Here is a 10985-nt window from a genome sequence, read left to right as displayed (position 1 = left end):
GACGAGGGTCTTCGAGCTCTGCAAAGGCTTCTATAATTGCGATTTGAGACACAAGAGTAGATGGATTAGACTAAATTTGCGCTCAATTATACCATATCTTGTTTATATTTAGAATGAAATAGCCCTGCCACCAATGTGTCTAATTTTTGATAGTTATAAAATTTGTTACCCCGGTCAAAGGCTTCGGTTTTGGGAGATAAAACTTCGACAATTAAACAAGGATATTTTTTATAATTGGTCAATTCTCTATCTCTGGCATCGCAAGTCACCATAACATCAGGATAGTAATAACTATTGGCGGCTTCAATATACGCTTTCATATCTGCCATATAAACCCGACAACCAGTGCCTCTTACATGATTTCTTAACAGTGCAAATAAGTTTCCGGCAATAGTAACATGGGCATCACTGGCTCCAGCCATAGCATAGATTTCTCCATCACTATACTCGTGTTTGATGGCACTATCTTCTTCTTGGGAGAGATAGTCTTCTTTTGAAATGTAATTTGGTATTTTATCAGCAATCATGGTAGTTTAAAGATAGTGACTCTATTAGTTTAGAATAAAGGGAATAGGGAATAGGGAATAGGGAATAGGGAATAGAGAGTAGGGAGTAGGGAGTAGGGAGTAGGTAACAAAAAGCATCACAATCCCTACACGGATTTATAGAAATAATTGGAAACTGTTTTAAGTGTATTGATGTCTAAAGAAAAGCGATCGCAAAGCACTTATAAAGGAACATTGCGCTTTGTACTTATTCCCTAATATCATGTCCGGATAATTACCCTTAATCAAAATCTCCCCCATCTCCCCATCTCCCCATCTCCCCACCCTACTGTTAATTATGGGTATTCAACCGGACTTGATATTATTTCTTCTTACCCTTACCCTGGGATTTATGCTTGCCCTTACCCTGGGATTTATTCTTGCCCTTAGCATCGGACTGTTCGGGATAAATATAGAAGGGCTCTTTGCCGTAATTCTCGATATAAAGCTTGGTGCCACCATCAGTAGTTTCACCTTCTAGGATCAGCTTGGATGAGCGGGTGTCAGGATCTGGTTCGCCCCCGGCCTGATAAACGGCTTGGTTGTCCCGGTCATAGAAGATTAATTGACCGTCTTCTTGCATATGCAATTGACCAGGCAACTTGGCAGAGCTGGGATCCTCAAGGAACACGAAAGGCTCTTCTAAGCTAGTGCCAGTTAAGACTGGACCCTGTCCGGGCTCGTTGGTCAAAATGGCAGTGCCATCAAGAGCCATAATTGTCTCTCCCGGCGCTAAGAAGCCTTCTCCTCTGGCATCGAGAACGTTGACATCCATAATCTCGCCCACGAGATTAGTCATCATCAGTTCTTTAATCTTGTATTGATCCCAGTTATAGTATTTAGCTAACAGCTTTAAGTAGGTAAGCTTGGTGGCAGCGGCAATTGGGGTCATATCATAGGCACCAACTGCTCCTACCTGACTCAGCCATGAACCTGCTGCGTAGGTCTGGGAATTGACAATCCCGCTGAGAACTTGTGTACACTCAACAATCACGGTACCATTGTTATCAGCTTCGTCGAGAACTTTGTAAATCGCCCCATTCTCAGGAGTGTCTGGATTGCCAGACGGGAAATTACCTGCCCCATAAGACTCCAGAATTAAACCATCGACTCCCTGATTAATACAGGCCGCCAGCATATCCCCAAGTACGCTGGTATTGGGGTCAGCAGAGACATCATAATAGGCGGGGAAAGCCGAAAAGGGAAGAATGGTAATGCTGTTAATATTATCGTTAATGTAGGTCAGTTGAGCTGATAAAGCGTCATAAGCAGGCTCGCCCTTGACAGAGAGTGCAAGAGAGGGGTCTGTGGGCAAGGGGCGCACGACTTTGTTGTCCACGTCAAAGTCTAAGCCATATTCCCCAATATTGGGATAGTTGGGAGTGGAGAAGGCTTTGAACTCACTGGCGTTGGTCTTGACCGTGCGATTGCCCCTCATTAAGGTGGAATCAAAGTACAGACAAACTTCCGGTACACCTTCACAACAGGAGGTTACGGCACCACAGACGTTTTGGAGTGCATCGGTGTTGAAGCGTACAGTATAGGAGGAGTCGGCTTTCTCTACAAATAGTGGCAGTTGGGAGCCAGTCACAACCAACGGCTTGCTCAACAAAGCGTTATAGTTGCCATCGCTATCTAACCCCGTCATCAAAAACGACAGTATGGAAGCGGTCCAAGCCATGGTGTCCGTGCCATGGAGCACAATAAAAGACTCATAGCTATCGTAGGCTTCCAGGATTGCGATCGCAATAGTACACCAGTCTTGGGGCTGCAAGTTGGTACTGTCGAGAGTGCTGTTATTGGGACCAAACCCGATATCAATATAGCCAATGGTACAATCGGGATATTGACTTTGAATTATCGGCAAAATATTCTCATCAAACGCCTTTTGGAAACCAACAGTATCTAGTGGATACAGCCCATCGGGTCCCTGCACAGAACCAATGGTGCCCCCTGTGTATAAAATCCCTATGTTCATAAAACAATCATAAAATTTGTTTGCTACTAAATTATACAGAATTGATGGGAAAAGGGAATAGGTAACAGGGAATAGGGAACAGGTAACCTTAGGAAGGAGTGCCAAATATTTTTTGATTTTATAGCGTTTATCGCAGTTATGATTTACAGTCTTATTTAACGTTGATTCCCTGTCTTGATGCAGCGATCGCTATTCCCGATTCCCGATTCCCGATTCCCGATTCCCGATTCCCGATTCCCGATTCCCTGTTCTCTAAATAAATAACATTAGTATCTAAAATCATGAAACCATACACATCCTATGAAACTGACTACTATCAATGGATACAGGAAACCGTAGAAAATCTCCGAAATCGTAATTTTAGTGAGGTGGACTGGGAGAATTTAATTGAAGAAATTGAAAGCATGGGTAAAAGTGAAAAGCGAGCATTATTGAGTCTTTTAACCCGTCTTTTATAACACCTGCTGAAACTGGCTTATTGGAAATCTGAACAAGAACGAAATAGGAATCATTGGGCGGCTGAAGTTGTTAACTTTCGCACCCAAATTAAAACTATTATTGAGGATAGCCCTAGCCTTCGTACTCAACTGGAAACTTTCTATGACAAAGCCTATACCAGTGCTGTAAAATCCGTTTCTAAACTGTTTACACTTCCCCCAGAAGCAGAAATTTATCTCACACAAGCTTTGGATGACGATTGGTTTCCATAACGGTTGGCGAGTTGTTTAAGTACATAGTTATGGTTGTTTAGGGAACAGGGAACAGGGAACAGGGAACAAGGAATAGGGAACAGGGAACAGTCAATAGAGCAATTGGCCTCCAAAATAAGTTATTTTTATAATTTTAAATTAGGTTTTTTGCGCAATTTTAATAATTAAAATATCTGCAAATTGCTATATTATTTCCGGTATAATGAGGTACACATTATTTTTATCCGATTCCCGATTCCCGATTCCCGATTCCCGATTCTCTATTTACTGTTCCCTGTTCCCTAAAACCGAGAACTCTGTACCTCACAAAATTAAGAACCGCTATATCCTAGGTTGACATCTCAAGAAAGGGTAGAATAAATTCAGAATAATTGATTCTGGGTGAAAATCATGAAAACTAAGAAACTCACTCCCCTTCAAGCTGCTCCTGTTCAGCGTGAAACTGTGGGGAATGCTTCAACAGCAGATGCTAATGCGATCGCACCGGCTGGTGCAGGCGGCGGCAGGGGGTTACCGAGGGGTGTTCCTTTTGCGGGCGGCGATGCTGAGTAGTTGCGTGACGGGCTAGCCCTGATTTTCTGACAATTGGAACGGGCAAGATGCCTGTTCCACGTTCGATGCTGAGAATTGTAACCGGCAAGATGCCTGTTCCACGTTCGATGCTGAGAATTGTAACCGGCAAGATGCCGGTTCCACATTGGATGCTGAGAATTGTAACCGGCAAGATGCCGGTTCCACATTCGATTCCCATTCCACATTGGATGCCCGTTCCATGGCATTTGGAAACAGGCAAGATGCCGGTTCCACATTCGATTCCCATTCTACCCACTGGGTCAAACAGCTTTAATCAGATGCATCCTGAAGATGGAAGCGATCGCATCTGAAGCATGCTTTACGATAATAGAGTAAAAACAATACTTCCGCCTCTGGTGGGCAGTGGCTGATCAGCTCTTCACCAACCTTGCCAATTTCGCGATTCTTGCCACTGCCCACCCTACCATTCTTGAGTAGAAGCGATCGCATTTGCCAATCCTTGACAGATAGACTAAAAAAAATACTTCCGCCTCTGGTGGGCAGTGGCTGATCAGCTCTTCACCAACCTTGCCGATTTCGCGATTCTTGCCACTGCCCACCCTACGATTAATCTCCCGATTCCCGATTCCCGATTCCCGACTCCCTACGTTACTGGTTAAAATAAACGTTATGAATACTGAGTTAGCCTTATGGAAAGTCGTTATTAGTCTGCCTGAACATCTCAAGAGGGAACTATTGCATTATGCAGACTATTTACGAGAAAACTATCCAAATAATACACAATCTGATCACGAAAAGATAGGAACCACTCACGGTTATGGTAGTTGGGCAGGTCAAATCATTATGTCAGATGATTTTGATGAACCATTAGAAGATTTGGTAGAATATATGTAATATCATGTCCGGTTGAATACTTATACTAGGCGCAAAAGCAAGGCAGAAGGCAGAAGTAAAAGAATAAGGTTTCAAGGTATAAAGTTTTTTCTAACTAATTCTCCGGACCTGATATTACTCGATAGTCCCAGGGATTGGTAATGGCAATATTACAGTTTTTAAAATCATCAACATTACGAGTCGCAAGGGTAGCATTATGGATTAAACAAATAGCTGCAATTTGAGCATCGGCTTGAGAAATTGGTTGTCCTATTTTTATTCTTTTGGATGCAATTAAGGCAAAACTTACAGCCGCTTTTTGGTCAAAAGAAAGAATACGCCCTGAGAAGTCTTCTGTAAACATTAAGTTAGCCGCTTTTTGCAGTTCATCTTGTCTTTTACCTTGGGGTAAAATAGCAATACCATACAGAATTTCGGCTTGAGTAATGGTAGTAGTATATAAGTTGGTTATAAGTTGTTGAGATGTCCAGTTAGAGATACTTACTGAACAGTTATTACCTTTCATTAACTCGGAAATGACATTAGTATCTAAAATGATCATTGATAAAATTGAGGAGGAGTACGCATTTTATCTCTGGTAATTTCTGGAATTTCTACATCTGCTAAATGAGCAAAACGTTGTTTGATTCTCTCGGCAAGATTTAAAGATTTTGTGGGAGTTTCAGCTTGTCGATAATCTTGGGTCAAATTAGTTTGTTGAGCAACTAACTTAAAAGTCTCAACAATTTCTGTAATGATAGCAATCTGTTTTGGACTTAGACCACTGACATCGATTACTTTGTTTTCCATCACAAGTTTACTCGTTCGTTTACGTAATGGTATGCCTGATTATAGGTAAGCTATCAGCTAATGCGCTACGCGCACGCTACTTGAGGTGCTATCAGATTATGCCCATAGCCCACACTACACATTCTAATCAAACTCCCCATCACCCCATCACCCCATCTCTAAAAAAAGTAGTTCCGGCTGGTGGGCAGTGGCTGATCATATATTCACCGCTGTTTACCAATTCCGTTGCTAGCCACTGCCCACCCTACGATTCTCCCCATTACCCCATCTCCCCATCTCTAAAAAAAGTAGTTCCTGGTTGGTGGGCAGTGGCTGATGATATATTCACGGCTCTGGCTAATTCCGTTGCTAGCCACTGCCCACCCTACGATTATCCCTATCTCCCCATCTCCCTATCTCCCTATCTCCCTATCTCCCTATCTCCCCATCTCCCCATCTCCCCACTCCCCACTCCCCACGTAACAAAACGTAAGAAAAAACCTATTGACACAGGCACAGCCAACTCAATAAGCTAAACCACAGAAAGTTTAATTCTATGGAGATGAAACCATGCCCAAGAAAAAACTCCTACCCAAACAGACTGCTCCTGTTTCTCGAAACGGGGTAGCAAGGCAAAATGAGGAGTCAGTCTCCGAGTCCCTCTCCCAGTACTGTGGAGCGTCAGAAGTAAATCCAATGAAAGGACGTCCTTTTGCGGGCGACGACGCCGAGTAGTGCCCTTAATTTACCACTATCCGATCAAAATGTCAAAACCCCTTTTTGGTCTCGGATGGCGCACGATTCGCCTGGATAAATTGGCGAGCTACCTGTGCAACTAACTCGTTTTCGGTTACCTGGCACGGGCGTGCTTGGCGGGCATTAGTCGCAGAAGGTAGAGTCGCACTCGAAACTGAGGGCTGACTTGAGAGAAGCTTGCTACCCCAGTGGCATTGTGGAGCAGGCTTCTTCTTGGGTTTATAGCGTTGGCAGAAGCCTTGATATGAGAGGCGGCATGAATAGGAGTGGGGTGGGCATCCTGCCTGCCTGGGAATATTGATAACCGGCAAGATGCCGGTTCCACCAAGATATTTTACCAAGATGCCCATGCCACCCACCGGGTAAAAGAGTAATAATTTAGATGCATCATGAAGATGGAAGCGATCGCATTTGCTGGCTGCATGACACAGAGAGTAAAAAAAGTTCCTGTCTGGTGGGCAGTGGCTGATCATAGCTTCACGGCTGCTGGCCAATTTCAGGCAACAGCCACTGCCCACCCTACGATTCCTCCCCATCTCCCCATCTGAAAATGGAAGCGATCGCATTTGCTGGCTGCATGACAGATAGAGTTAAAAAAAGTTCCTGTCTGGTGGGCAGTGGCTGATCATAGCTTCACGGCTGCTAGCCAATTTCAGGCAACAGCCACTGCCCACCCTACGATTCTACGATTCCTCCCCATCTCCCCATCTGAAAATGGAAGCGATCGCATTTGCTGGCTGCATGACAGATAGAGTTAAAAAAAGTTCCTGTCTGGTGGGCAGTGGCTGATCATAGCTTCACGGCTGCTAGCCAATTTCAGGCAACAGCCACTGCCCACCCTACGATTAATTTCCCGATTCCCGATTCCCGTTCCCCTCCTGGGAGGGGTTAGGGGTGGGTTCCGATTCCCGATTCCCGATTCCCGATTCCCGATTCCCGATTCCCGACTCCCGATTCCCGATTCCCGATTCCCGATTCCCGATTCCCGATTCCCAATTCCCCAAAGCCAGTGACTACCACCTACTCCCCCCAAATTACCTATCAGTGGCTCGAAAACTTTGATGCTGCTGCCTCCTTAGAATACGATGACTACACCTGCCCCAGCATTGCTAGCCACTGGCAAGGTGCCAGCCCTCTCGGGGAACTGCTGGGTTTAGCAGCAGTAGAAAATGATGAAATGGTGGGCTTGCTGGTGGCGGAACTGCGCAAAGACCCCAAAACCGACACCACTAGTGGGGTCATTCTTTCCCTGTTCGTCCACCCAGAAAACCGCAGACAGGGGGTTGCCAGCGGGTTAATCACCCATCTGGAAGGCCACGTCCGGGAACTGGGTTGTAGCCAAATGGAGCTATCCTACCAAGCCACAGAACTCACCACCGTTGCCTTAGAACCCTTGCTGGAAAGATTGGGATGGGAAACTCCTAAAATTTCCCTAATTTTGGCAAAATCTGATAGCGAACATATTGCCCAAGCCCCCTGGATCCACCACTATCGTTTCCCGAAAGATTTCACCCTGTTTCCTTGGGCAGAGCTAACCCCAGCCCAGGAGGAACGGATTCACCAACGGCAAAAGCAAAAGGTTTGGTATCCTGAATCCTTGTCTCCGTTTCTGGAACCCTCAAAACTAGAACCCCTCAACAGTTTGGGTTTGCTCTATCAAGGAGAGGTTGTGGGTTGGATGGTGAACCACCGGGTTGGCCCAGATACTATCCGCTATACCTCGATGTTTGTGGTGCGACGGTTCCAACGGCGTGGCCGTGGTGCCATGCTGGTTGCAGAGTCTATCATGGCTCAACTCGATAGCGATATTCCTTACTATACCTGTGCGGTGGGGGAGAGTAACCAACCGATGCTTCAATTCGTGGATCGTCGCCTTAAACCTTATTTGACGTCATTGACTGAAGCGTATCGGAGTCTTAAGAAATTAGGGAGTAGGGAGTAGGGAGTAGGGAGTGTGGGGAGATGGGGAGATGGGGTGATGGGGAGATGGGGAGATGGGGTGATGGGGTGATGGGGTGATGGGGTGATGGGGAGAGAACAGGAGCAGGGAACAAGAATTCTTACAATTGATTTAGGATTGCTATTATCCAAGAAAGTAAGTAGGGTGTGTTAGCCGATAGGCGTAACGCACCGGGCTTTTGTGTTAGCCGATAGGCGTAACGCACCGGGCTTTTGTGTTAGCCGATAGGCGTAACGCACCGGGCTTTTGTGTTAGCCGATAGGCGTAACGCACCGGGCTTTTGTGTTAGCCGATAGGGGTAACGCACCGGGCTTTGCACGTGAACACAATATAGCGTTGATTGCATGTATGAGGTACAATTATCAACCTCAAAGTCCCCCTTTTTAAGGGGGACCAACGGGGGATCCCTTTGTACCTCATGGGAAACAGAATTGCTATATTATCCAAAAAAGTAAGTAGGGTGTGTTAGCTGATAGCACCTCAAGTAGCATCTCAAGTAGCGCATTAGCACCTCAAGTAGCATCTCAAGTAGCGCATTAGCTGAATGCTTACACGGACTTTACAGGTGAAGTATGATGGTACAACTGACCCATAAATTTCAAAGCTTTGACGAGTATTTATTATACAATAATAACTCAGAAAAATTCTATGAGTTATTTAATGGAGAGTTAATTGAAATGCCTCCAGAGTCGGGATTTAATGTTGAAATTGCTACGTTTTTATTGATTCAGTTTGCTTTACTGGTAGGTCATCGTAGAGTCCGGGGTCAAGGATTAGAATTAGAAGTTAGAGGTGAACCGAAAAACCGTTATCCTGATTTGACTATAATTCGAGAAGAGCATGTTCAACAATTATCAAAACGAAATACCATTCGCCTCTCTATGTCACCGCCTTTATTAGTGGTTGAAGTGGTTAGCCCGGGAGAATTACAACGAGAGCGAGACTATATTGCTAAAAGAATCCAATATCAAGATTGTGCTATTCCTGAATACTGGATTGTGGACCCGGAAAGTCAAAGTATATTGGTATTAGAAATTAAGGAAAATACTTATACAGAAGTGGGTAGCTTTTCCGGTGATGATTTAGTCTTATCTCCTGGATTTAAAGATATTAATTTGAAAGTGTCTGGAGTGTTTGATATAGAAAAGTAAGTGAGGTTTTTAGTGACAATTGATTATGAGTAGTATAAATAGTAGCTTAAATTTAAAAAATCTCTACGACATTGATGATGCCCAATGGCTAGAAGAAACTATTAAACTCCTGAAAAACAAAGAATTTAATCAACTAGATTGGGATAACTTAATTGAGGAGTTAGAGGATTTGGGCAGAGAGAAGAAAAATGCTGTCGCTAGCCTTTTAGAACAAGTAATCCGTCATTTATTATTCCTGCACTATTGGACAATTGAATCTGACTATAATGCAGTTCACTGGCAAGGTGAAATCTATAATTTCCGAATTCAGCTCAAACGAAAACTGACGACTAATCTCCGTAATTACCTAGATGATGAACTGAGTTCTATTTATAACGATGCCCTAGGATTTGTGAAGATAAAAACTCAGAATTCCGTAACTTTTCCTTCAGAATGTCCCTACTGTCTTGAGCAATTACTGGATATCGAATGGTTGCCGAAGGAATAAATCAGTTTTCAATAGTTGGGAATTGGGAATCGGGAGTCGGGAGTCGGGAATCGGGAATCGGGAGTCGGGAGTCGGGAATCGGGAATCGGGAATCGGGAATCGGCATTCTAGTTAAGCTACAGGCAAAACGCTATAATTGGGAATTAATAAGAGTTTGATCAGCAATAAAATTCTGCATTCTCCCCATCTCCCCATCTCCCCATCTCCCCATTCCCAGATCCGCTGTTCCCTGTTCCCTATTCCCTGTTAAATAACAAATAAAGTAGAGCCGAAAAAAATGACATCAACTGCCACAATTACTCGGGACCCGACTATTCCTCCTTTAGAAAATGGGGATCAACTAACCCTTGCGGAATTTGAGCTGCGCTATTCCGCTATGGCTGATTTGAAGAAAGCCGAATTAATTGAAGGAATTGTTTACATGGCATCTCCCCTGAGAATTACACAACATGGTGAACCCCATGCTCAGATTATGTTGTGGTTAGGCTTCTACCAAACCTATACTCCTAATCTGCAATTAGGAAATAATTGTACTGTTAGGCTTGATCTTGAGAATGAAGCTCAACCCGATGCACTGCTTAGACTGAAAGTAGGAGGACAATCTACAATTAGTCAGGATGGCTATGTGGAAGGTGCGCCGGAGTTAATCGTTGAAATTGCGGCTAGCACTGTTTCTATTGATTTACACAAAAAATTAAACGTTTATCGCCGTAATGGGGTACAAGAGTATTTGGTATGGCGAGTTGATGATGGTGAATTTGATTGGTTTCGGTTAACTGAAGGGGAATATACTCAACTGGAAGCCAATCCTGAGGGCATACTTTGTTCAGAAATTTTTCCGGGATTATGGTTAGATAAAGCTGCATTATTAGCCGGAAACTTAGCCAAAGTTTTAGAAATATTGCAGCAGGGATTACAGAGTCAGGAGTAGGGAATCGGGAATCGGGAGTCGGGAGTCGGGAATCGGGAATCGGGAGTCGGAACCCACCCCTAACCCCTCCCAGGAGGGGAACGGGAGTCGGGAGTCGGGAATCGGGAGTCGGGATTCTACTTAAGCTACAAGCAAAACGCTATCATCTCCCCATCTCCCCATCTCCCCATCTCCCCATCTCCCCACTCTTTCCCTGTTCCCTGTTCCCTGTTCCCTGTTCCCTAAACACTAAGTAAGTATTTCTTTTTTAGTCAAACACATCGCTATTCCT

19 protein-coding genes and 2 pseudogenes are annotated in these 10985 nt (G+C 44.4%); 11 read left to right on the top strand and 10 right to left on the bottom strand.

Annotated features, from left to right (window positions below):
- Positions 1-131: 131 nt before the first annotated feature.
- The 3 genes and pseudogenes from F6K49_RS29560 to F6K49_RS29550 all read right to left on the bottom strand — a co-directional run.
- Positions 132-527, bottom strand: a pseudogene (locus F6K49_RS29560) (Uma2 family endonuclease); the annotation flags it as partial.
- Between the two features lie 159 nt (positions 528-686).
- Positions 687-830 carry a hypothetical protein gene (locus tag F6K49_RS29555; protein ID WP_293028848.1) on the bottom strand — a complete coding sequence of 48 codons (144 nt, stop codon included), beginning with the start codon at positions 828-830 and terminating at the stop codon, positions 687-689.
- Between the two features lie 37 nt (positions 831-867).
- Positions 868-2628: an asparaginase gene (locus tag F6K49_RS29550; RefSeq protein WP_293028845.1), complete on the bottom strand. Its 1761-nt coding sequence runs from the start codon at positions 2626-2628 to the stop codon at positions 868-870.
- Between the two features lie 176 nt (positions 2629-2804).
- On the opposite strand from F6K49_RS29550, the pseudogene F6K49_RS29545 reads away from it, so the two are divergent.
- Positions 2805-3233 (top strand): annotated as a pseudogene (locus F6K49_RS29545) (DUF29 domain-containing protein).
- Here the strand turns inward: F6K49_RS29545 and F6K49_RS29540 are convergent.
- Positions 3194-3346 carry a hypothetical protein gene (locus F6K49_RS29540; protein WP_293028888.1) on the bottom strand — a complete coding sequence of 51 codons (153 nt, stop codon included), beginning with the start codon at positions 3344-3346 and terminating at the stop codon, positions 3194-3196. The pseudogene F6K49_RS29545 and the gene F6K49_RS29540 overlap by 40 nt on opposite strands.
- An 89-nt stretch (positions 3347-3435) precedes the next feature.
- On the opposite strand from F6K49_RS29540, the gene F6K49_RS29535 reads away from it, so the two are divergent.
- Complete coding sequence (locus tag F6K49_RS29535; RefSeq protein WP_293028840.1) at positions 3436-3570, top strand: hypothetical protein; 135 nt, start codon at positions 3436-3438, stop codon at positions 3568-3570.
- 53 nt (positions 3571-3623) lie between these two features.
- Positions 3624-3785, top strand: a complete 162-nt coding sequence (locus tag F6K49_RS29530) for an anacyclamide/piricyclamide family prenylated cyclic peptide (protein ID WP_293028835.1) — start codon at positions 3624-3626, stop codon at positions 3783-3785.
- A gap of 12 nt (positions 3786-3797) precedes the next feature.
- On the opposite strand, the gene F6K49_RS29525 is transcribed toward F6K49_RS29530, so the two are convergent.
- Complete coding sequence (locus F6K49_RS29525) at positions 3798-4070, bottom strand: hypothetical protein (protein WP_293028832.1); 273 nt, start codon at positions 4068-4070, stop codon at positions 3798-3800.
- A gap of 6 nt (positions 4071-4076) precedes the next feature.
- The gene (locus tag F6K49_RS29520) at positions 4077-4256 is read right to left on the bottom strand and encodes a hypothetical protein (RefSeq protein ID WP_293028829.1); all 180 of its coding nucleotides are present in this window, start codon (positions 4254-4256) and stop codon (positions 4077-4079) included.
- A gap of 180 nt (positions 4257-4436) precedes the next feature.
- Between F6K49_RS29520 and F6K49_RS29515 the strand changes: the two genes are divergently transcribed.
- On the top strand, positions 4437-4661 hold the full coding sequence (locus F6K49_RS29515; RefSeq protein ID WP_293028883.1) for a DUF2281 domain-containing protein: 225 nt from the start codon (positions 4437-4439) through the stop codon (positions 4659-4661).
- A gap of 94 nt (positions 4662-4755) precedes the next feature.
- Here the strand turns inward: F6K49_RS29515 and F6K49_RS29510 are convergent, their stop codons facing one another.
- Positions 4756-5202, bottom strand: coding sequence for a type II toxin-antitoxin system VapC family toxin (locus tag F6K49_RS29510; RefSeq protein WP_293028826.1), 447 nt, complete (start codon positions 5200-5202; stop codon positions 4756-4758).
- Positions 5199-5450 carry a hypothetical protein gene (locus F6K49_RS29505; RefSeq protein WP_293068997.1) on the bottom strand — a complete coding sequence of 84 codons (252 nt, stop codon included), beginning with the start codon at positions 5448-5450 and terminating at the stop codon, positions 5199-5201. The genes F6K49_RS29510 and F6K49_RS29505 overlap by 4 nt, the downstream gene beginning before the upstream one ends.
- Positions 5451-5548: 98 nt before the next feature.
- Here F6K49_RS29505 and F6K49_RS29500 point away from each other — a divergent pair, with 98 nt between their 5' ends.
- Positions 5549-5965 (top strand): hypothetical protein, encoded by a 417-nt coding sequence (locus F6K49_RS29500; RefSeq protein WP_293081232.1) that lies wholly within the window; start codon positions 5549-5551, stop codon positions 5963-5965.
- Positions 5966-5999: 34 nt separating this feature from the next.
- Positions 6000-6164: an anacyclamide/piricyclamide family prenylated cyclic peptide gene (locus F6K49_RS53685; protein WP_364302999.1), complete on the top strand. Its 165-nt coding sequence runs from the start codon at positions 6000-6002 to the stop codon at positions 6162-6164.
- Positions 6165-6196: 32 nt separating this feature from the next.
- Here the strand turns inward: F6K49_RS53685 and F6K49_RS29495 are convergent, their stop codons facing one another.
- Positions 6197-6751, bottom strand: a complete 555-nt coding sequence (locus F6K49_RS29495) for a hypothetical protein (protein WP_293102351.1) — start codon at positions 6749-6751, stop codon at positions 6197-6199.
- Between the two features lie 328 nt (positions 6752-7079).
- Here F6K49_RS29495 and F6K49_RS29490 point away from each other — a divergent pair, with 328 nt between their 5' ends.
- Together F6K49_RS29490 and F6K49_RS29485 are read left to right on the top strand one after the other, a co-directional pair.
- Positions 7080-7247 (top strand): hypothetical protein, encoded by a 168-nt coding sequence (locus F6K49_RS29490; RefSeq protein ID WP_293028808.1) that lies wholly within the window; start codon positions 7080-7082, stop codon positions 7245-7247.
- The gene (locus F6K49_RS29485; RefSeq protein ID WP_293028805.1) at positions 7195-8127 is read left to right on the top strand and encodes a GNAT family N-acetyltransferase; all 933 of its coding nucleotides are present in this window, start codon (positions 7195-7197) and stop codon (positions 8125-8127) included. Before F6K49_RS29490 ends, F6K49_RS29485 begins: the two co-directional genes overlap by 53 nt.
- On the opposite strand, the gene F6K49_RS29480 is transcribed toward F6K49_RS29485, so the two are convergent.
- Positions 8102-8239 carry a hypothetical protein gene (locus F6K49_RS29480; protein ID WP_293028802.1) on the bottom strand — a complete coding sequence of 46 codons (138 nt, stop codon included), beginning with the start codon at positions 8237-8239 and terminating at the stop codon, positions 8102-8104. The genes F6K49_RS29485 and F6K49_RS29480 overlap by 26 nt on opposite strands.
- A gap of 481 nt (positions 8240-8720) precedes the next feature.
- On the opposite strand from F6K49_RS29480, the gene F6K49_RS29475 reads away from it, so the two are divergent.
- The 3 genes from F6K49_RS29475 (at position 8721) to F6K49_RS29465 (ending at position 10714) form a co-directional block, all read left to right on the top strand.
- Positions 8721-9296, top strand: coding sequence for a Uma2 family endonuclease (locus F6K49_RS29475; RefSeq protein ID WP_293102356.1), 576 nt, complete (start codon positions 8721-8723; stop codon positions 9294-9296).
- A gap of 25 nt (positions 9297-9321) precedes the next feature.
- Positions 9322-9783, top strand: a complete 462-nt coding sequence (locus F6K49_RS29470; protein WP_293102348.1) for a DUF29 domain-containing protein — start codon at positions 9322-9324, stop codon at positions 9781-9783.
- 277 nt (positions 9784-10060) lie between these two features.
- Positions 10061-10714, top strand: a complete 654-nt coding sequence (locus tag F6K49_RS29465) for a Uma2 family endonuclease (protein ID WP_293026997.1) — start codon at positions 10061-10063, stop codon at positions 10712-10714.
- Positions 10715-10985: the final 271 nt, after the last annotated feature.

The sequence above is a fragment of the Moorena sp. SIO3I6 genome (assembly GCF_010672095.1).
This window is presented reverse-complemented; position numbering and strand designations above follow the sequence as displayed.